Source organism: Polynucleobacter sp. JS-JIR-II-50 (genome assembly GCF_018687895.1).
Classification (GTDB): Bacteria; Pseudomonadota; Gammaproteobacteria; order Burkholderiales; family Burkholderiaceae; genus Polynucleobacter.
Genome location: NZ_CP061307.1, coordinates 329,091 through 349,210 on the forward strand (window position 1 = coordinate 329,091; position 20,120 = coordinate 349,210).

Consider the following 20,120-nt stretch of genomic DNA (forward strand, 5'->3'; position numbering starts at 1 on the left):
GCGACCCTATAAAAATCCAAATCTATCTTATTGGATGCATCCACCCTGGCGTTCTAAAACTCACAATTCTCTTGTAGAGCCATACATAACTCAAGATGTAGAGAGCAAAAAATCCAATCAAAATAGGGGTTGATTGCCACCAAAGAATTGCTGGAACAATAGCGAAGCTGGTGAGGACCCAAAGGTAAGGGGATGTTTTGGCGTTATCAGTAAACCAGTCTGCCTTTTTTGTGCCGCTATGATTTGAGTTCAGAACGCGTCTAAAAATCAACGAATGAAAGTGAATGCCATCAGGCTGCCCAGGACTTTTGCCTTGGTGAACTTTTCTTCTATAGATCGTAAAGAGAGTTTCTAGAATAGGGTAGCCATTGACAAGCAATGCAAACCATGGGGATACGTTGTCATGTCTTGATACCAGCATGATGCTGATGATGGCAATCCAAAAACCAATTAAATAAGCGCCGCCATCTCCTAAGAAGATAAGCCCTCTAGGGTAGTTCCAAACAAAGAAGCCCAGTATTGCCGCCGCCATCATGAAGCTTAAAGAAATCATGAGCGGATCTGCAAGTACATAGCTCATGTATCCAAGTGCCATGAGCGTAATCATTCCCACCATGCTAGAAAGGCCATTGAAGCCATCAATAATGTTGTAAGCATTCGATAGCCCAGTGACTGCAAAAACAGTAAATACAATTGCGATTGGCGAAAAGCCCAAGAGGTAATCTATTCCGGGTATATCCAGCTTCGTAATTTGAATGCCTAAAAGATTGATCGCCATAAGCGCACCTATTGCGGTAAAAAACAGCCTCATACGCACACTAATCTTTTTAGTGAGATCTTCCGTTAGTCCAATGGCAAATACTGGGATAGCACAAACAAGTAGGGTGATTTCAATAGTGGAATTGGCCTGTACTTGCAGTTTTAGAAGTATGGTAATCAATACACCCAGGGCTATGCTTACTCCGCCAATTCTGGGAACGGCATTCTTATGAAATTTTTGGGGCCCCGATAAATCAGAGTCTGCAGAAAGATGGCTATGAAGGTGCTCAAAGCGAATAGTGAGCAAGGTCGCAATAAAGGAAGAAAAGAAGGCTGACAGTAAACTGATCATGGGCTAATTATAAGTTCTAAAATCAATTTTTTTAGATAATTGACGTCAATACTGTTGCTGTAATTATGCAATATCGCTAATAAATATTAAAAATTGACTATTGAGAATGCGAATGGCGTTTAGATTGCGCTTTATGATCATTAATTTTTTATATTGGTCACGAGCGAATCATCTATTTCTTTCAAAACAATACGTAATTGGATGGTAATGAGACATTGAGTTTGGTTTACGCTTATTAGTTGAGCAAATTCCAAGGAAAACATCAATGCTATCAATTGAGTACGTTAATAAAAGAGTGCGTCTATTCCGAATAGAGTTAAGTCCCTTGGTTTTAGCAATTCTTGCACTTGTAATGCTCTTGTGGCAACTCCTCAGTTTCTTGAGAATGATTAAATGATCTTTGCCAGGCGTATCTCATTAAGAATAGATAAACGATTCTGATGAGTGGATGACCAAACAAGTTTTGTGGCAAATTGCTATCTTTGCTATGGCTGCTTTCTGATTACGGTACCAAGCTTAAGAACAAATATTCCAAGAAGATGATGATGTGAACTACGCCTTGTAAGAGGGTGGTTCTACCAATCGCTAGTGTTAATGCTCCAATAAAGAATGACAAATACATCAGTGTCATATTGAGATCACTAATTCCCAGGCTTAACGGAAGATTAAAGAAGATCGCAATGGCTGCAACTGTGGGGATGGTTAAGCCAATACTCGCTAAGGCTGAGCCTAGGGCCAAGTTCAAACTACTTTGCAATCGATTGGCCTTAGCCGCTCTAACGGCTGCAAAGCCTTCTGGCATTAATACCAGTAGTGCAATGGCAATACCCACAATCGTTTTAGGTGCGCCAGCAGCGGCAACGCCGCGCTCAATGGCCGGACTCAGTAGCTCCGCAAGACCTACTACGGTAATCAGGGAGAGTATCAGTAGCACTCCACTAACAGCAGTCTTCATATTGCTAGGTTTGAGAGCGTGAAAATTACTATCCGTCTTTTTATCTTCTGTCTTAGGAAGGTAGTAGTCACGATGACTGACTGTCTGGAAGAAGAGGAACGCAATATAAAGCGCAAATGAAGCGATGCCCGCAAATGCTAATTGGCTCTTAGTGAAATCTGGTCCAGGAGTACTTACGGTAACAATTGGCATGACCAAAATAAAGGTTGCGAGAGCGGTTAGTACCGCTAGTGCTGAATTCGTGCCTTCATTGCGGAAAGTCATCTCATGATGCGTTAAGCCACCCATAAAAATACAGAGGCCAATCACACCATTGATCACAATCATGACTGTGGCAAACACTGCATCTCTGGCAATGAACTCAGATCCTTCATGACCGGCAAGCATCATCGAGATGATGAGGGATACCTCAATAATGGTGACGCTAATCGACAATATCAATGTACCAAATGGCTCACCAGTTTTATGGGCAATCACTTCAGCATGGTGAACCGCTGAGAGAACTGCTCCAATCAGCGTTACGCTCATAAGGACAATGAACCAAGTTTGGCTGAGTAAGTTAGTCATAGGCTGTCTGATCTGATCTTCAAAATAAGGTTAAGCTATCGGTTAAAGCATATTAATGAGAGTTTATAGCCATCCATGAAAGCCATTATCTTATTTGGGCACGGTGCCCGTGATAGCCGCTGGCGCGAGCCTTTTGATCGTCTGGCTGCTTTATGGCAAGAGCAGCATCCCAGCACATCTGTAGAGTTGGCTTTCTTGGAAATGATGCAGCCATCATTGGAGGGGGCGGTAGCTTCTTTGGCTGCCGGTGGTGCCACTCAAATTACTGTAGTGCCTGTTTTCTTTGGGCAGGGCGGCCATTTACGAAATGACTTCCCGGTGTTGCTGGAAGAGTGTCGGGGTAAATTCCCCAATGTTCAATTAGGCGCTACGCCTGCTGTTGGCGAGGATTTGGCAGTATTGCAAGCGATTATTGAATTTGGCGCAAGAAGCATTTAGTTTGTTTGAGGCAATTAGACCTTAATTAAGACCTTGCTAAATGTAATGATATACATTACAGTGTAATTAAATACATTACAATAAGAGATTGAGTGTTAGAGGTTTTAATGATCCAATCTTTTAGTCATCGAGGTTTAGAACTCTTTTTTTCAAAAGGAAGTTATAAGGCAATCCCAGCGCAGCATGCCGCTCGCCTCATTCGCATACTGGATAGACTGGATGCAGCAGTTATTCCTGAGGATATGGATTTGCCGGGTTATCGCTTTCATCAGCTGCAGGGTAAAAGAAAAAAGACTTTTGCTGTACTTGTTTCTGGTAACTGGCGGCTGACATTTAAATTTGATGGTGAAAATGCAGTATATGTAGATTTGGAGGATTATCACTAATGAAGAAATTAATGAAGAGTTTAAGAAATACAAATCGTAGGCCTACGCATCCCGGAGAAATTCTCCGTGAAGATGTATTGCCGGCTCTTGGCGTTACCCAAGCGGTTCTTGCAAGTCACCTAGGGGTGAGTCGCCTTACTGTTTCAGAGATCCTGCATGAGAAAAGAGGTATTAGCGCAGAAATGGCCGTGCGTATCGCGCGAGTGATTGGCGGAACACCTCAGAGTTGGCTGCACATGCAAGAGGCAGTTGATATTTGGGCGGTGGAGCAAAAATTCCAGCAGCATCCAGAATCGGCACCTACTGCTATTACCTTATTGGCACTCGCGGCGTAAAGAGCTTGTATTAAGCTGCTTTGCTCTTTGGAATAGTTGGGGCCACAAAAGTTAAGGTTAAATCGTTTGGCACCTGTTTATTACTCATGTTGCGCCCTGCAAGTGCCTCACCAATCATGATCAGGGCAGGCGAGCTGCTATCAAACCATTGATCTGCTTTGCCTGCAGCCAACTCTTCCAAAGTGCTTGTCCATAGGCGCTCACGTGGAGTGCTCACGGCCTCCAATATTTGTACAGGCGTACTGACATTCTGATTGGGGCTTTGTTCAATCAATTGCTGCGCAATACGCGCCGCATCTTTGCGACCCATGTAATACACCAGAGTGTCAGCAGTAGGATTGGAAATGGGCTGCCCTGGGGCGACATTCTCGGCGCCCTGAGCTAAGGTGATAAATGCCACGCTACGGGATACTCCACGCAATGTTAGTGACTGCTGAATTCTTGCTGCGCCAGCCAGAGCGGCAGTAATTCCAGGTACAACCTGAACTTCAATACCAGCATCCTTAAGACTCTGAATTTCTTCATCAGCACGACCAAAGAGCATTGGATCGCCACCCTTGAGGCGCACAATCAATTGATGTTTCTGAGCTGCATCTACAAGGCGCTTATTAATGAACTGCTGCGCTGAAGACAGTTTGCCGCAGCGTTTACCAACTTCTACCTGAATAGCTTGCGGACAAAGCGTGAGCATCTCTGGATCAACCAAGGCATCGTAGAAAACAATGTCAGCTTTCTCTAAAAGCTTAGCGCCACGAACAGTGATCAAATCTACGGCGCCAGGACCAGCGCCAACTAAATACACCTTTCCAGGGGTATTAGTTTTCTTATTTATTGACTGGGTCATGATGTTTGCTTCTTGGGTGCTTAAGCGCTGAGTGTTGCGCGTGTGGTTCTGATACCGCGCCAACTATTCTGAGTCGTAACCGTGAACAAATCAAACTGCTTCAAAGCGACACCTAAGTTTTGATCTGGGCGCAAAGCAAAGCTATCAAAGCCAACGCGAGCACCTTGTAAGAGCTGGTCAATTAATACATCACCAATGGCACGTATCTCTCCCTCCCAAGCAAAGCGATTTCTGAGTAGGGCTGCGGTACTGAAACTACGCCCATCTCTAAAGATAGGGAAGTGCGCTGCTACGAGAGGCCAGGCCTTTTTACCTGCCTCGATAACGTCAGCATGCTTAAGAATGTCATCATCAGTAGCAAACCACACACCAATCTGACCATTCTTAGCTAGTGCTAGGACATCAGCCTCATGATGATGCTCAAGCCACCATGTAAATGGCACTAATACCTTATGTGCACCGTGCTCTAGATCGGGCAAGCCACCCTCATCCTGGCTGCCACCCCACACTTGCCAGTCATTAGGTGCTAAAGCAGGCTTACCGTCTTTAGGAAAATGCAAAATTTCTGAATGGGAGGCAATATTCAGTTGACTCATGCTGCACCCCCATCGTTTGCTCTCTCGGCCTGCTCTTTTTTCTTGGCAGCCTCGTTTTTGTCTTTGCTTTTATCTTTATAGGCCGCTTCTTTAAATGGAGCAACTCCTAAGCGACGATAAGCTTCGATAAAAGATTCATCTTCATTGCGCTGTGACACGTAGGTGTTGATGACATTAGTGATGACATCAGGAATTTCATCAGCATAGAAAGAGGGGCCGATTACTTTGCCAATGGAGGCATCGTTGCCTTGCTCACCACCTAAGGTAATTTGATACCACTCTTCACCGTCTTTATCGACGCCTAAGACCCCAATATTGCCAACGTGATGGTGGCCGCAGGAGTTAATGCATCCAGAGATGTTCAGACTAATGTCGCCTAAATCAAATAAGTAATCTAAATCATCAAAGCGCTCTTGAATAGCCTTTGCAATAGGTAAGGATTTAGCATTTGCCAAGGAGCAGAAATCGCCACCAGGGCAGGCGATGATGTCAGTGAGTAAACCAACGTTTGGCAAGGCAACCTTTTGCTTCTTGGCCTCTTGCCAGAGTTCATATAACTTAGCTTGCTCAACATCAGCAAGAACCAAGTTTTGTTCATGGGTAGCACGCAATTCACCAAAACTATATTGGTCGGATAAATCTGCAATCGCATGCATTTGCGCAGTCGTGGCATCACCAGGTGCGACAGTGCCATGTGGCTTGAGCGACAGAATCACGCTGGCATAACCAGGTACTTGGTGTGGTTTGACATTGCGCTCTAACCAGCGAGCAAATGCTGCTTGCTCAGCTTGGGCGGCGGTATGAATGATTTCATCAATGCTTAATGCAGGCAATGTTTTGTATGCTGGCTTTGTAAAATGCTTAGCAACGCGCTCCCACTCAGATTGTGTAAAGTTGTCATCACTATTTTTAATATGAGCCCATTCACCTTCAACTTGGCGAGCAAACTCTTCTGGACCTAAGGCCTTTACTAAGATCTTGATACGGGCTTTGTAGAGATTATCTCTTCTGCCAAAGCGGTTATATACACGCAGTAGGGCGGTAAGGTAGCTTGGCAATACATTCCAAGGGAGTCCTTGCTTAATGAGTGAGCCTAATATTGGCGTACGACCCATACCCCCACCAGCATAGATGTCCGCAGTTAATTCATTCGTTAGTTCGCCATTATGTACATTAGGATTTTTCTTAAGCTCAATACCGACGTCATGACAAAGCAATACAGTGCGATCTTCTTTGGCGCCGTTCACTGCAAACTTAAACTTACGTGGCAAGTGTGCAAATTCAGGGTGCAGCGTTGACCACTGACGCAAGAGCTCGCAAATCGGGCGAGTATCAACATATTCATCTCCAGCAACACCAGCAAAGGCGTCACTCGTAATATTGCGAATGCAATTACCTGAAGTTTGAATAGCATGCATTTCTACTTTGGCAAGTTCAGCCAAAATATCTGGAGTGTCTTCTAGCGTTACCCAGTTGTACTGAATATTTTGGCGTGTAGTGAAGTGACCATAACCCCGGTCATACTTTTCAGAGATGAGTGCCAAGGTGCGTAATTGCTTTGCACTAAATAAACCATAAGGAATGGCAACGCGCAGCATGTAGGCATGGCGTTGGTGATACAAGCCATTCTGTAGTCTTAAGGGGCGAAATTCTTCTTCGGCAAGAGTGCCGTCTAAGCGCCTCGCAACTTGGTCGCGGAATTGGGCAACCCGTTGATCTACAAGGGTTTGGTCAATAGAGTCGTATTTATACATAGCCGTCGATTGTCATGTATTTTCAATATTCCTTCAAATACTCAAAAATCAATCCTATATATCAAAAATCATATAAAAGAGTCCAAAATTACTTATTCTGTGAAAACTCTGCTTCAATAGCTGCAGAGGAAGCTAAATTCCCAAGAATTGCCATTAAAAACAATAAAAAGTGGAGACAGTATGAGAAAAATGCAGGCAACCAGCCTTATTGCTGGTTTATTAGTGAGTGCAAGTCTATTTGCAGCGGATACCTCAAAAGCACCATTGCCTTTGAGCGCCACCCCAGGGCAAGGATTTAGCCAAGAAGGCCTCAAGAGAATCGATGCATTTTTTGCCGATCAGATTGCTGCCAATAATATGGCCGGTGCCGTTCTTGCAATTTCCAAAAACGGCAAGCTCACCATCTTTAAGCCTTATGGATATTTAGATAAGGCAAATAACAAACCGATGACTACAGATGCCATTTTCAATTTGGCATCGATGACTAAAGTTATGTCCTCAGTCAGTGCCTTAACTTTTTACGAAGAAGGCAAGCTTCCCTTAAATGCACCGATCTCTAATTGGTTGCCACAATTTAAGGATATGAAGGTTGGGCAAGTAGATGCAGATGGCAAGCTCAATTTAATTCCTGCAAAAAATCCAATCACTATCCAAGACTTAATGCGCCATACCAATGGCCTTACTTATGGCGGACGCGGTGCTACTCCAGTACATAAGACCTATCCAGCAGGTTCTGCACCAGCAGCCGTGCAATACACAGCAGCAGAATTTATCGACAAGTTAGCTAGCAACCCTTTGCTCTATGAGCCAGGTACTGCTTGGGACTATGGCTTTGGCCTAGATGTGCTCGGCATTATTGAAGAAAAAATTGCCAGTAAATCATTGGGCGCCATCATGCAAGAGCGCATTTGGAATAAGGTTGGTATGCCGAACACCACCTTTGATCTTGCCGAGAAAGACCGTCCACGTTTAGCGCAACCATTACCAATAGATCCATTGACTGGTAAACCACAGAAGGTGGATATTCATACGCAGAAAGTAAAGTTTGATTGCGGTGGTTCATGTGCATACTCAACAGCCGGTGATTACATTCGTTTTGGACAAATGCTACTTAATGGCGGTAGCTTAGAAGGTAAGCGCGTGCTTGGTCCGCAGACGGTTGCTTTCATGACTTCAAACCACCTCAATAAAGATATTAAGAACAATGTGAGTGGCACTGAGCCAGGCCGTATGGGTTATGGATTCGGTTTGGGTGTAGCGGTTCGCACTGATAGGGGCCTATCAGCAATCAACGGTAACGTTGGCGACTTCACATGGAATGGCGCTTATGGAACGATCTTCTGGGCCGATCCAAAAGAGCAAATGGTAGTAGTGATGATGGGCGTTGCACCAGGAGAAATTCGCAAGGTGCATCGTGAGCAACTTAATGCAGTCATTTATGGAGCGTTAGAGAAGTAATTCATCTCAAGCTTAAGAAATAAAAAGCCCCGATAGTTCGGGGCTTTTTGCATAGAGGGAATGGAAAGGCAATAAAAAGTAATAAATATTCCATTTGACAGATTCTGTTTAACGGAATATTATGGGTGATGATCCGCTCATTCTCTTGTGAACTCACTAAAGACTTATTTGAAAGCAAGGTTGTAAGAAGATTCGTGAATATTGAGAGGGTAGCGCGTCGTAAGTTGTTGCAATTAAATGCCGTTATTAGCTTGCTTGATTTGAGAATACCTCCGGGCAATATGCTTGAGGCATTAAGTGGAGATCGAAAAGGGCAATACAGTATTCGAATTAATGGGCAATGGCGTATTTGTTTTGTATGGCGTGAAGACGGAGCATATAACGTAGAGATTGTGGATTACCACTGAAGATAAGATGATGAAAAAATTACTTGATGAAATTCATCCTGGTGAAATACTGCTTGAGGACTTTATGAAGCCAATGAGTATTACTGCTCGACAACTGGCTGCCGATATAGATGTCTCTCCCAGTCGTATTAGTGAGATTGTGAATGGCGCACGCCCTATTACGGCTGATACTGCTTTGCGGCTTGGCCTGTTCTTTTCGATGGAGCCTAGATTTTGGTTAAATCTGCAATCAGAATACGACATGAGAGTTGCAAAAAGAACTTTACAAAACGAAATTGAATCGAGAATCCGCGTTTTCAAAATGGCTGCTTAATTGCTCTTTAATGTTTTAAGAAATAAAAAGCCCCGACAGTTCGGGGCTTTTTATTTGAATCAATCGTTCCGAAAACTAAGCCTAGCTCTTACAGCCCGTTCTCGCGGTAGTGTCTATATAGATTGGCAATGGAGGCAAAGCCAAGAACCACAATCAGCACTGCAAATAAGTACTCTGTGGTGAGATAGGTAAAGATGCCCATCTGAATCAATACGACTGCGCCAATAAAAGCTGCGATCGCACCAAATACCACGAGTTTGAAGTTGGGGATGAAAGCGCCCAAAGTAATGGCAATAAATACTAGGTAAAGGTCTGATACCAGCTGATCTGCTGTTACAAAAATGCCATTGGTTAGTTCTGGATTAGTAAATTTGCCCAACACGGCAATCACCAAGATAGCAGCTAAGATCGCAAAGTTGAGCTTTGCCTTAAGGAGAATGGTTTTAAATTGATTGCTCATGTTGATATTGATATTTTATGAGGCGCTACCGTTAAATACGAGGCTCATGCCAATCCACAAAATAACAAATGCAACTAAAACAGTTGAGCCAATCTTTTTGAGGAAATATTCCAGAGTATCCATATAGGCCTCATCGCCTCTACCAAAGTAATGATCAAAACGTTTCCAGAAAAGACGCCCTACAACTAGGGGAAGGAGTATTGCAACGATTCCTAAAATAACGGTGAGCGTGTTATCCATATTTATTTGTAATCTCTCTTACTAAATTCATCAAGGTAGACCTGCCTCTTAGGTCTTGGGGATTTAGGTCCTCTAGCTTTTGAGGGCTGGAAAGTCATACAGGATACAGGGGTTATCGACCAAGATCGAATTTCTGAGACCAGTATCTTGAACCCAGGAGCCTAGAAGGTCACATAGATCAGCATCGTGCGGCATTTGTTTCTTAACCATGACGTGCGGCCAGTCACTTCCCCAAATCAAGCGATTTGGATTTGCCTCAATGACAGCATCGTTAAATGGACGCATATCCACATAAGGAAGATCGCCATCGCAGATACGATATGGTCCAGTCATCTTGACCCAGGCACGCTGATGTTTCATTAAATCGAGAAGCCCCTGAAATCCCTTATCGGTAACGCCATGCTTTGCATGGGTATAACCAAAGTGACCGAATACTAAATTCACCGGAAAATCTTCGAACGTTTTAGCAAGATCAGGATATTCATTCACGTGCATCAATAGTTCTAGATGCCAGCCAAATCCTTGAATCCGTTTTGCTAAGTTTTTTAGTTGCTCAATTGGGAGTCCGGCAGATTTATCAGCGATATCGACAATATTGCAACGCAATCCTCTTACTCCGGCCGCATGTAAGTCAGCAAGATCTTGATCCGTTACTTTATGGGGATCGTTAGAGATAACTGCAACACCTCTCAGTTGCTGGGGGTTGGATTTCAGTGCGGCAAGCATTGCACTGTTATCTGTGCCATATACACTAGGCTGCACTAAAACTGCACGATCCATCCCTAACATCTTTAACAGTGCTTGATAGCTTTCAAGGGTGGCATCAGGCGGTGTATATATGCGCTCCTGAGCATACGGAAATTGCGTGGCAGGACCGCAGACATGAGCATGACAGTCCACAGCCCCTGCCGGAAACTGGATCAGGGGTGAGCGGACTTCACTACTTGGAGCCTGGCACAGTGGCGCAGAATTACTGAGGTTCAATGGCTGCTTCTTTGGCGATCTTTTGATATTTACCCATTTCTTCACGAACAAACTTGGTAAATTCTGCGGGGTTCATTGGGGTTGCCTTAATGCCCTTGGTCTCATAAGCAGTTTTGACTTCAGGGTCTTGCATTGCTTGATTAATATCTTGATTAATCTTTTTCACGATTGCAGGGGGCGTGGCTGCTGGTGCCCACACACCAAACCACAAACCAATTTCAAAATTGGCATAGCCTTGTTCAGCAACACTCGGAATATCGGGAACTGCAGCATTGCGAGTTTTGCTGGTGACTCCTAGGGCGCGTAGTTTGCCGCCTTTGAGTTGACCAATAGCAGTATCTAGAGGAGCCATATAAAAAGCGGTGCGCCCAGACAGGGTGTCTTGAATGGCCTCAGGTGATCCTTTATAGGGAACGTGAATGAGTTTGATGCCCATGACTTGATTGAAATACTCAGCGGCTAGGTGAGTTGAGCTACCAACACCAGCAGAGGCAAAAGTAATTTCATTTGGTTTGGATTTGGCTGCAATGACAAGATCGCGAATGGTTTGATATGGGCTATCTGCCGCAGTAATCATGACATAGGGTGTTTGCCCCAAAATAGCGACATCGACCAAACTCTTGAGTGGGTCATACGGCAGCTTTTTGTAGATTGCGGGATTAGCAGCATAGGAGGCTGATTGAACTAATAAGGTGTATCCATCCGGTTCAGCGTTCACAACCACGCCAGTGCCAATGAGCCCGCCAGCACCAGGCCGGTTTTCAATAATGACGGGTTGTTTCCAGGTTTCGGTAAGGCTTTTTGCTACAACCCGACCTGCAATGTCTGCTCCAGACCCAGTAGTCAAGGGAACAATCATTTTGACTGTACGGTTAGGGTAGCTTTGCGCGTGGGCAATGCTCACCCCAAAAGCAAGGCAAAGCGCAAGGATAAGACTATTGCGCTTATGGGTGTCTCTCCCCCACTTAGGTGTTGTAAACATCTTGTCTCCTTAGTATTTTTATAGTTTCGTTGGATAATCTAACATGCTCTGACAAATAGATAAATAGAAGTTAAATAGAAGATAAGCAGAACTTGAGAGAGGGTGGAGATAAATGACTCAAATGCAGGATCAGAAAATGATTAAGGTAAACGGTGTCGATCTTGCCTATCGTTTTGATGGCCCAAAAGACGGCCCTGTTTTATTAGTGGCGAATAGCTTGATGGCTGATAGCAGTATGTGGGATGGTAATGTGCCTGCGTTAGCGGACCGCTATCGCGTATTGCGCTATGACAAAAGAGGGCATGGTGGCTCCGGTCTTAGCGCTGGCCCTTACTCCATTGCCCAATTAGCCGATGATGCAATTGGTCTATTGGATGCCCTTGGAATTCAGAAGGCTCACTTTATGGGCTTATCTATTGGCGGCATGATTGGTCAGCAATTAGGGGCCCGCTTCCCAGATCGAATTCTTTCATTGTCACTTTGTAATAGCGCTTCAGAAATGCCACCACGTAGTTTGTGGGAAGAGCGTTTTGAAATTGCCCGATCACAAGGAATTGCTGGATTAGTGGATGGCACGATTAAGCGCTGGTTTACCGCACCATTTATTGAGCGCGCTCCTCAGGAAATCGAAAAAGTACGTCAAATGATTTTGGGCACCAATGTGGATGGTTATATGGCTTGCGGCAGTGCTGTGCGTGATATGGCGCAAAGTACAATGTTGCTAAAGATTAAGGCTCCTACCTTAGTGCTGTCAGGCCGCGATGATCCAGCCTGCACTGTTGATCAAGGTATTGTTTTGCATCGCTTAATAGATCACTCCAAAATGGTGATACTAGAGGAAGCGGCGCACTTATCGAATATTGAGCAACCAGCGGCATTTAATAAGACGGTGCGTCAATTTGTAGATTCCGTTCAGGACACTTTGTAATACGTTGGTATCAAGTAGGTTTTATTAATAGTATTCATTTAGAAAAGAAGGCACCTTTATGGCCGAACTATCAAACGCACAGATTCAAGAGCTCCGTACAAAAGTGTTGGGCGCAGCTGCCAAAATTCCAGGCGCTTTAATTGGCCTCGGTATTTTATTTATCGTATTGGGCATGATTGGTATCGCAGGTCAGACATTGTTTTCTTTTATCTCAGTAAATATTTTAGGGATCTTCTTATTTGCTGGCGGCATCTTGCAAGGCGCTCATGCTTTGAAATCACAAGGTTGGAAAAGTGTTGGAGTGCAGCTCGTTTTAGCCGCTCTTTACATTGTGGCTGCAATCTTTACTTGGGCCTTTCCAATTCCAGCGCTTGAGGCCATTACATTGTGGCTTGCTGCCATCTTTTTTGTGACTGGCGTATTGCGTTTGATCTCGGCATTTCAGCACCGCCACTTCCGCGAATGGTTCTGGTTAGTACTGTCTTCAGCAATCTCTATCTTGATGGGCGTTCTGATCATGAACGGCTATCCAGAGTCTAGCCTTTGGCTTCCGGGTATGTTGATTGCGATTGAATTGCTCCTGCAGGGTTGGTCATTGTTGTTCATGGGTTTAGCAGCACGTTCCCTCACTAAGTAATTTGATTAAGAACAGCAGAGAAAAGAGACTTCAGCATGACAATGAAAAAAACCGATCTCTATAAAAACTTGGCTTTGAAAACTGCGCAGGGCATGAAAAATTCTGCTAAGGCTCCTAAGCTGGGCGCGGATGAGAAGGCAAAATCCAAAAAAGAACTAGCAAGCACTAATCCCTTGCTAGCTTCTTTGATGGGTAAGACCAAATCTAAGTAGTTGTTTACCTAGGTGTAGAGGGGCATTGGATATGTATCAGAGGGCACGCCTCAAATTTTGCGTGTCGACGTTGATTATGCTTGCTGCACCCATCGCAGTGAATGCGCAAATTGCGCCCCCGCCAGATTACGATCAAAAACTCAGCGATGTTGTAGTCAATGCGACTCGCTCTGGTACGCCGCTTGATCAGATGTCTTTAAATACAACCATTCTGACAAAAGAAGTTTTAGAGTCCTCTCCCGACCAAACCATTGATCAAGTTCTGAAGAATGTGCCTGGGGTTTTCTTAAACGACGTACCGTATTACCAAAAAGATCCAACAGGTCAGAGTATTAACGTGCGGGGCTTGGGCTACGGGCGCACCCTGGTATTAATTGATGGTCTACCAGCGAATGATGCCTTCTATGGAACGGTGCAATGGAACCTGGTTCCTATGTCATCGATAGAATCGGTTGAGTTTGTGCGCGGGGGAGTCTCTAGCTTGTGGGGAAACTATGGCATGGGCGGCGTGATTAACATCAACACTAAAACGCCTAAAAACAGCGGACAAGATATATCTGCTAGTTACGGATCATTTGCTACTGGTAATGTCGCAGCTTCAAAGGATTTGATTGTTTCGGATGCGATGCAAATGCGTTTCTCGGCAGACTACTTCTCTAGTGAAGGCTTTCAGAACTACGCTACGATATCTCCAGGCTCACCTAGCAATATTAAAAATGGTATGGGCACTGATGCCGTTAAGAATTCCAATGTCCGGCTCCAAAATTACTTTAAGCCTACGCAAGATACCAATGGGTTTTTGAGGTTGGGGTACAGCACGATGGCCGATCTCAGTAATAACTATGCCATTGCCCCTAATTTAATACAAACAGCCGATGTGGCTGCTGGGTCCACCACCAATTTGGATGCCGATAAAAAAGCCCAAGTCAATGTGTATTACCAGGCCACTAATTTCTACAAGCAAACTGCAAATAATTTGAGTGCAGCGCCGTATAAGCCTTATATCAATGCTAACTATACTGATCCTTATTCGACTGTAGGCGCATCAGCGCAATACACGCATGCTCTAAAAGCAGCGGGGATTGATCAATATATTCTTGGGGTGGATGCCAGAAATATCTCCGCATCGAATCAAACGAATAATTTGGCGTCCACAGGCGCAGTGAGTTCTGTGAACTACGCGCAGGGTCAGCAAAATTTTTATGGTTTTTTAGGACAATTAAAGTCAAATGCGACTGCCATTCCGCTAGAGACTACTTTGGGTGCTCGAGTAGATTCTTGGAGTAGCCAAACACCGACTTATTACAATGCCAATGCGGGTTCATCTGCTGTATATCAGGCGGTACCTAATAAAAGTAAAACTCAGCTTAGCCCCTCTTTGGGTCTGCTCTATAAAGCGACGGAGCAATTGGACTTTAGGGGTGCCGCTTACCAGGCGTTTCATGCGCCAAGCATGAACAACACTTTGCGCAGTTATGGTAACTCGGTAAGCGGATATTCCCTGGCTAATCCCAATCTCACGCCTGAGACTATGACTGGCTATGAGCTTGGTACAGACTACCGCTGGAGGGGTGGCTTTGCTCAGCTCACCGCATTTAACAATTACATTACGAATGCAATCACGAGTTACAAAATAACCAGCGCTAATGCGGCATTTGCTAATAGCTTGTGTAGCGCTTCAGGCATTACCGGTTGCGTGAATAATGTGGGTGGTAGCGGCTATACCAATGTTAGTTACTATACCAATCAACAAAATCTATTAAGTCGCGGAATTGAATTGCAATACCACCATGATGTGAATGCTCAATGGGCCGTTGATGGCGGTTATACCTATACGAGAACAGTCTTAACGTGGAGCGCGACTAGTGACCCGATTAATACGCAAGTGGGTGGTGTTCCGCAAAATATGGCGAATGCTGGACTAACGTATTACCCGGTTCCTCGAGCAAGTTTGACTACGACCGTTCGGTATGTTGGCAATTCATGGATGTCCACAGGATCTTTGCCGGTACCGGCTTATGCACTTGTTGGCCTCAAAGCAAACTATGAACTCACACCACAGGTTTCAGTCTTTGCTTCGGTGGTGAACTTATTCAATCGTCAGTACGTTACCTTCAACATTGCCTCTCAAGCGTCGGCTTATCAGGCTGGCATGCCTCAGGCAATTACCGTGGGTGCGCGACTTCAGTTTTAAGTAATTGATTTGTTGCACTGCAGTAGATTGAATGGGTTAAATTAGATGCACATAAATGCTATAGCATTGCTTTATTAATAAAATAAATAAAATCATAGGAGATTCAGAATGAAGCACAACATGAAGAACAGCGCTCTTCACGCATTAATGTTTGCCGCCGGCATGGCAATCGTTAGTATTGCTGGCGCACAAGCTCCTGCTGCACCAGCTAGCGGTATTCCGCCAACCTGGGCACAAGGTAGAACGGCCGATGGTATGAATCCTTCATTGGCACCTAATCCTCCTGGCATCTCTGCTATGCCTGCGGATGAAATCCCTGTAAGCAAGCTCAAGGTACCGGCTGGTTTTAAGGTTGAGCTCTGGGCCTCTGGCATGCCTAATGGCCGCTCAATGACAGAATCTCCAAGTGGAACGGTTTATGTAGGTACTCGCTTTACTGGCAACGTTTATGCAGTGGTAACTAAAGATGGCAAGCGTGAAGTAAAGACGATTGCCAAAGGCTTGCATCGTCCTAATGGTGTTGCGTTTGTGAATGGCTCACTTTATGTAGCTGAACTTTCACGCATCATTCGCTATGACAATATTGAGCAGAATTTAGATAGCCCACCAGCACCGGTGGTGGTATTTGATGCGCTTCCTAAAGATGAGCCACATGGCTGGAAGTTCATGAGGCTCAGTCCTGATGGTCAATATTTGTATTTCCAAATTGGCACGCCTGCAAATATTGTTGTGCAACCAGTGACTCATGCCACGATCGTAAGACTGAATCTCAAAACCAATATTTTGGAAACAGTAGCATCTGGCGTACGTAATAGTGTGGGCATGGATTTCCAGCCTGGAAGCAAAGAGCTCTGGTTTACAAACAATGGACGTGACTGGGCTGCTGAAGATAAGCCAGGCGACACATTGAATCGTTTGGTGCGCCCTAAAGGGATGAACTTTGGTTATCCGTTCTGCCATCAAGGCGACTTTTTGGATCCTGAGTTTGGTAAGGGTCGTTCATGCGAGGAGTTTGATAAGCCGGTATACAACTTAGGTGCTCACGTAGCGGCTCTAGGTATGCGTTTTTATAACGGCAAACAATTCCCGGCAGATTACAAAGGCAATATCTTTATTGCTGAACATGGTTCTTGGAATAAAACTCAGCGCGTAGGCTATCAAGTTGTTCGTGTGGTCTTGGATTCTCAGAATAAGGTTGTTAAGTCTGAGCCGTTTGTTACAGGTTGGCTTGAGGGCGACAAATTCTGGGGTCGTCCAGTAGATGTGCAAATGCTCAAAGACGGTTCTATGCTGGTATCCGATGATGAGACCGGCGCAATCTTCCGCGTGTCTTACGGTAAATGAAATTAGTCATCAACACTAAGGCCATCCTCGGGGTGGCCTTTTTTACTACCCTTTGTGTATCGTCAGTTGTCTATGGAGCACCTCCTGATGCAGCGGCTGGGAAAGTAAAAGCACAAACTTGTTTTGCTTGTCATGGTGAGGATGGCATCTCTATATCACCAGATATCCCCAATCTTGCTGCACAACCACCGTTGTCCATTACCTATCAGTTGATTCAGTTTAGGGGGCAGCAGCGTAAGGGTGGGGCAATGGAGGCGCTTGCTGCACCACTCAGTGATCAAGACATGCGTGACATCGCGGCTTACTTTGCTAGCTTACCTGCGCCGCCTGCAAAATCAGGTAATGCCGATCAAATTGCCAAGGGGCAGCAAATCTCTAGTACCCAGTATTGCAATTCCTGCCATGGTCCGCAGCTTCAAGGTCAGAAACACATTGCACGATTGGCTGGGCAATCCAAGGAATATCTCATTACTCAGCTGAAGAATATTCGCTCTGGCGCTCGTATTGATATGGATGGCACAATGGGAAGTGCGGCACGCGGTCTCAGTGATGATGATATTGATGCCTTGGCTTCATATGCTGCTTCTTTGAAGTAGTTCCAGCAGTCCCTGATCAACTCTTTACTCAATATTCTCATTGCAGTCCAAAAACCATTTTCTTCTCGTCGATTTTTTAAAGACCTTCGCAGCCTTAATTATCATCCTGCATCATTTCTCGAGTTATGGGCAAATTGCAGAGGATGCAAGGCTGCTACTCCCGGGGGTGATGACTTGGTTGTTTGAATATGGTCGTTACGCAGTGCAAATCTTTTTAGTCATGGGCGGATATCTTGCAGCCCAATCACTGACTCGCTCCACCGATCTGAAGAATGCCCGTAATGTATTGAAAACAATCTTTAATCGTTATTTGAGATTATTTGCGCCCTATGTAGTAGCTCTCATTCTCACGATTATTTGCGCTTGGATTGCGCGCTTTTGGGTTCGAGATGAATTTGTTGGCGAATCAGAAACCTTGGGGCAGTTCCTGGCCCATTTATTTTTCCTCCAAGGAATCTTAGGCTTAGATTCGATTTCTGCGGGCGTTTGGTATGTTGCGATTGATTGGCAGCTTTACGCCATTCTGGCAATCATGTTGGGAATGTTTCCGGGTTTTCGTTCCCTGATATGGATGTTGTTAGTACTCTGTGTAGCATCCTTGCTATTTTTTAATCGCTCCGGCGCTTATGAAAACTACTTCATTTACTTCATAGGAGCTTATGGACTTGGGGTGCTGGCGCAGCTTTGCAAGAACTATCCCGACCCTAAGATAAATCGATTTGCCAGAATCATGTTTGTAGGGGTTGGTGTAGTCATTGTTGCTTCAAGCTTTCACCAAATTTGGCCCAGAAACATATTGGCCTACGTAGTCGCCATTGCCCTCATACTATGGGGGGACTCGGCCTATAAAGATCAGAAGCAGGATCAGAGGCGCCCCCAACATCAGTCTAGAAAACACAAGTTGGTCAATGTCATTCTCTGGGGAAGCAGAAGATCGTACTGCGCTTTCTTAGTGCATTTCTCATTTGTCTTGCTGGCAAATACGCTGTATATCGCTTGGGGAATGGGCGGCTTCCATGACGGTGTCATGGCGCTTGCCTTGATGTTGGTTGCTGTAGTAGTTAGCTGGTTGGTGGCAACCTATCTTTATCGGTGGGTGGAAGTGCCAGCCCGGAAGATTAAACTTTAAAGACCCATATCTTTCAGAACACGAAAAATTTCGCGGTAGGCCTTAGGCGGTTTATTTTGCTCTTTCTCACGACGTGCGTTCCGAATTAAGGTGCGCATATTCTGAATATCCATATCAGGATATTGCTCAATCATCTTAGTGAAAGCTTCATCATTCGCAATCAGTCTATCGCGATAGCTTTCTAAAAAATGTAGCTTGGCAGTTTCAGCTTTGCTAACGCCCTGAATCGCATCTAAACGCTTCTGAATGGCATCTAATTCTTCCTCATCTAAGAAGCGCATGAGTTTGCCAAGATATTGCTTATGCCGACGAATCGCTTCAAAGCTTTTAATTTTATTGGTCTCTGCAACCGCAGCCTTAATAGCCTCATCCATGGGGATCGTTTTTAAGGCGTCACTGCTCAAAGCTGCCAGAACTTCAGCCAACTTCTGGCGTTCGGTCATTTGGCGCTTTAACTCAGACTTACTGGGCCCATCATCAGGGTCAGTTAGCTTGGGAGTGCGATTCTTCTCATTAATATGCATATCGCTATTTTAGACGGGTATTAGACTTTGGCTATTCTTTGTTGATTTTCTGCTTTAGTAGTTTCAGATCGGCACTAGAAAATAACTGGCTTCTTCCAATGAATGATGTAGGCTTTAATCTGCCAGCCTGAACGTACCTTCGCAAGGTGGGAAGTGAGATTTCTAAAAATTCTGCTGCCTCTTCTGCTGAGAAAGTCGCATTTCGGAGGTGTCCAAATACTTGCTCATGCGTATAGTCATTCTCCTGAAACGCATTGATAGCAATTAATGAGAAAAATTTAATACGTTCTTTTGAGGGCATTTTTTGCACGTGAGCATATAGATCCTCTGCTGTCATGGATTGAGTCATATGTGGTACTCACTTTCTCTATTGAGGTAGATTGAAGTCGTCATTTGAGTCGAATAGATTTTTTTAATTGAGTATAAAAATTTTCATGAGATCCAATTTGGCAAAACTTAATCCAGGTTATTTTTATTTCATCGGCAAAATGATCAAACTGGTAAGCCATCAAATATTCCTGAGCATTAAAGCGAAACTTGTAAACAAATACCCCCTGCAGATCACCAAGCTTTTGTTGGCCTATCCTCGGGTTATCGCAAACTTCAGCGATCCTCATTTCAATTGTTAACTGCAGAGGCCTGGAGGCCTTTTTGACAAATTGGGCAAAGGATTTTTTATAGGTGGTTCTCATGATCTAATATTAGATCAAATGTGATTCTATAACA

Annotated in this window: 25 protein-coding genes; 13 read left to right on the forward strand and 12 right to left on the reverse strand. The window is 44.6% G+C overall.

Annotation, left to right across the window (positions count from 1 at the left end; translation table 11 throughout):
* Positions 1 to 22: 22 nt before the first annotated feature.
* Together FD963_RS01795 and FD963_RS01800 are read right to left on the reverse strand one after the other, a co-directional pair.
* Positions 23 to 1,111 (reverse strand): glycosyltransferase, encoded by a 1,089-nt coding sequence (locus FD963_RS01795; protein WP_215362682.1) that lies wholly within the window; start codon positions 1,109 to 1,111, stop codon positions 23 to 25.
* A 502-nt stretch (positions 1,112 to 1,613) separates the two neighbouring features.
* Positions 1,614 to 2,633: a calcium:proton antiporter gene (locus FD963_RS01800; RefSeq protein ID WP_215362683.1), complete on the reverse strand. Its 1,020-nt coding sequence runs from the start codon at positions 2,631 to 2,633 to the stop codon at positions 1,614 to 1,616.
* Between the two features lie 75 nt (positions 2,634 to 2,708).
* On the opposite strand from FD963_RS01800, the gene FD963_RS01805 reads away from it, so the two are divergent.
* From FD963_RS01805 to FD963_RS01815, 3 genes are all read left to right on the forward strand, one after another.
* On the forward strand, positions 2,709 to 3,071 hold the full coding sequence (locus FD963_RS01805) for a sirohydrochlorin chelatase (protein WP_215362684.1): 363 nt from the start codon (positions 2,709 to 2,711) through the stop codon (positions 3,069 to 3,071).
* 107 nt (positions 3,072 to 3,178) lie between these two features.
* The gene (locus FD963_RS01810; RefSeq protein WP_215362685.1) at positions 3,179 to 3,457 is read left to right on the forward strand and encodes a type II toxin-antitoxin system RelE/ParE family toxin; all 279 of its coding nucleotides are present in this window, start codon (positions 3,179 to 3,181) and stop codon (positions 3,455 to 3,457) included.
* An 11-nt stretch (positions 3,458 to 3,468) separates the two neighbouring features.
* Complete coding sequence (locus FD963_RS01815; RefSeq protein WP_215362686.1) at positions 3,469 to 3,792, forward strand: HigA family addiction module antitoxin; 324 nt, start codon at positions 3,469 to 3,471, stop codon at positions 3,790 to 3,792.
* 10 nt (positions 3,793 to 3,802) lie between these two features.
* Here FD963_RS01815 and cobA read toward each other — a convergent pair whose 3' ends face one another.
* From cobA to FD963_RS01830, 3 genes are read right to left on the reverse strand one after another with little or no spacing between them, the layout of a single operon-like run.
* A complete protein-coding gene (cobA, locus tag FD963_RS01820; RefSeq protein ID WP_215362687.1) occupies positions 3,803 to 4,636 on the reverse strand; it encodes a uroporphyrinogen-III C-methyltransferase in 834 nt (277 codons plus the stop codon).
* A 20-nt stretch (positions 4,637 to 4,656) separates the two neighbouring features.
* Positions 4,657 to 5,232 carry a DUF934 domain-containing protein gene (locus FD963_RS01825; protein ID WP_215362688.1) on the reverse strand — a complete coding sequence of 192 codons (576 nt, stop codon included), beginning with the start codon at positions 5,230 to 5,232 and terminating at the stop codon, positions 4,657 to 4,659.
* Positions 5,229 to 6,986 carry a nitrite/sulfite reductase gene (locus FD963_RS01830; protein ID WP_215362689.1) on the reverse strand — a complete coding sequence of 586 codons (1,758 nt, stop codon included), beginning with the start codon at positions 6,984 to 6,986 and terminating at the stop codon, positions 5,229 to 5,231. The genes FD963_RS01825 and FD963_RS01830 overlap by 4 nt, the downstream gene beginning before the upstream one ends.
* 180 nt (positions 6,987 to 7,166) lie before the next feature.
* Here FD963_RS01830 and FD963_RS01835 point away from each other — a divergent pair, with 180 nt between their 5' ends.
* From FD963_RS01835 to FD963_RS01845, 3 genes are all read left to right on the forward strand, one after another.
* Complete coding sequence (locus FD963_RS01835) at positions 7,167 to 8,444, forward strand: serine hydrolase (RefSeq protein ID WP_215362690.1); 1,278 nt, start codon at positions 7,167 to 7,169, stop codon at positions 8,442 to 8,444.
* Between the two features lie 128 nt (positions 8,445 to 8,572).
* The gene (locus tag FD963_RS01840; protein WP_215362691.1) at positions 8,573 to 8,851 is read left to right on the forward strand and encodes a type II toxin-antitoxin system RelE/ParE family toxin; all 279 of its coding nucleotides are present in this window, start codon (positions 8,573 to 8,575) and stop codon (positions 8,849 to 8,851) included.
* Positions 8,852 to 8,861: 10 nt separating this feature from the next.
* Complete coding sequence (locus tag FD963_RS01845) at positions 8,862 to 9,164, forward strand: HigA family addiction module antitoxin (protein ID WP_215363766.1); 303 nt, start codon at positions 8,862 to 8,864, stop codon at positions 9,162 to 9,164.
* An 88-nt stretch (positions 9,165 to 9,252) separates the two neighbouring features.
* Here the strand turns inward: FD963_RS01845 and FD963_RS01850 are convergent, their stop codons facing one another.
* The 4 genes from FD963_RS01850 to FD963_RS01865 form a co-directional block, all read right to left on the reverse strand.
* Positions 9,253 to 9,624, reverse strand: a complete 372-nt coding sequence (locus tag FD963_RS01850) for a hypothetical protein (protein ID WP_215362692.1) — start codon at positions 9,622 to 9,624, stop codon at positions 9,253 to 9,255.
* Between the two features lie 15 nt (positions 9,625 to 9,639).
* Positions 9,640 to 9,864, reverse strand: coding sequence for a hypothetical protein (locus FD963_RS01855; RefSeq protein WP_215362693.1), 225 nt, complete (start codon positions 9,862 to 9,864; stop codon positions 9,640 to 9,642).
* 72 nt (positions 9,865 to 9,936) lie between these two features.
* On the reverse strand, positions 9,937 to 10,848 hold the full coding sequence (locus FD963_RS01860) for an amidohydrolase (RefSeq protein ID WP_215362694.1): 912 nt from the start codon (positions 10,846 to 10,848) through the stop codon (positions 9,937 to 9,939).
* Positions 10,835 to 11,830: a tripartite tricarboxylate transporter substrate binding protein gene (locus FD963_RS01865; protein ID WP_215362695.1), complete on the reverse strand. Its 996-nt coding sequence runs from the start codon at positions 11,828 to 11,830 to the stop codon at positions 10,835 to 10,837. Before FD963_RS01865 ends, FD963_RS01860 begins: the two co-directional genes overlap by 14 nt.
* 112 nt (positions 11,831 to 11,942) lie before the next feature.
* Between FD963_RS01865 and pcaD the strand changes: the two genes are divergently transcribed.
* The 7 genes from pcaD to FD963_RS01900 all read left to right on the forward strand — a co-directional run bounded on the left by pcaD (position 11,943) and on the right by FD963_RS01900 (position 18,870).
* Positions 11,943 to 12,758, forward strand: coding sequence for a 3-oxoadipate enol-lactonase (pcaD, locus tag FD963_RS01870; protein WP_215362696.1), 816 nt, complete (start codon positions 11,943 to 11,945; stop codon positions 12,756 to 12,758).
* Positions 12,759 to 12,816: 58 nt separating this feature from the next.
* Entirely contained in the window at positions 12,817 to 13,395 is a 579-nt protein-coding gene (locus FD963_RS01875; RefSeq protein ID WP_215362697.1) for an HdeD family acid-resistance protein, read from the forward strand.
* A gap of 35 nt (positions 13,396 to 13,430) precedes the next feature.
* Positions 13,431 to 13,607: a hypothetical protein gene (locus tag FD963_RS01880; RefSeq protein ID WP_215362698.1), complete on the forward strand. Its 177-nt coding sequence runs from the start codon at positions 13,431 to 13,433 to the stop codon at positions 13,605 to 13,607.
* A 61-nt stretch (positions 13,608 to 13,668) separates the two neighbouring features.
* A complete protein-coding gene (locus tag FD963_RS01885; RefSeq protein ID WP_215362699.1) occupies positions 13,669 to 15,801 on the forward strand; it encodes a TonB-dependent receptor in 2,133 nt (710 codons plus the stop codon).
* A gap of 108 nt (positions 15,802 to 15,909) precedes the next feature.
* On the forward strand, positions 15,910 to 17,145 hold the full coding sequence (locus FD963_RS01890; protein ID WP_251367260.1) for a sorbosone dehydrogenase family protein: 1,236 nt from the start codon (positions 15,910 to 15,912) through the stop codon (positions 17,143 to 17,145).
* Positions 17,142 to 17,741 (forward strand): cytochrome c, encoded by a 600-nt coding sequence (locus FD963_RS01895; RefSeq protein ID WP_215362700.1) that lies wholly within the window; start codon positions 17,142 to 17,144, stop codon positions 17,739 to 17,741. Before FD963_RS01890 ends, FD963_RS01895 begins: the two co-directional genes overlap by 4 nt.
* A gap of 40 nt (positions 17,742 to 17,781) precedes the next feature.
* Complete coding sequence (locus tag FD963_RS01900) at positions 17,782 to 18,870, forward strand: acyltransferase (protein ID WP_215362701.1); 1,089 nt, start codon at positions 17,782 to 17,784, stop codon at positions 18,868 to 18,870.
* Here the strand turns inward: FD963_RS01900 and yjgA are convergent.
* Genes yjgA through FD963_RS01915 form a run of 3 tightly spaced genes read right to left on the reverse strand, consistent with a single transcriptional unit; the run spans position 18,867 to position 20,086 of the window.
* A complete protein-coding gene (gene yjgA / locus FD963_RS01905; RefSeq protein ID WP_215362702.1) occupies positions 18,867 to 19,394 on the reverse strand; it encodes a ribosome biogenesis factor YjgA in 528 nt (175 codons plus the stop codon). The genes FD963_RS01900 and yjgA overlap by 4 nt on opposite strands.
* Before the next feature lie 31 nt (positions 19,395 to 19,425).
* Positions 19,426 to 19,731: a helix-turn-helix domain-containing protein gene (locus FD963_RS01910; protein WP_251367261.1), complete on the reverse strand. Its 306-nt coding sequence runs from the start codon at positions 19,729 to 19,731 to the stop codon at positions 19,426 to 19,428.
* 52 nt (positions 19,732 to 19,783) lie between these two features.
* Positions 19,784 to 20,086 carry a type II toxin-antitoxin system RelE/ParE family toxin gene (locus tag FD963_RS01915; RefSeq protein ID WP_215362704.1) on the reverse strand — a complete coding sequence of 101 codons (303 nt, stop codon included), beginning with the start codon at positions 20,084 to 20,086 and terminating at the stop codon, positions 19,784 to 19,786.
* Between the last annotated feature and the right edge of the window lie 34 nt (positions 20,087 to 20,120).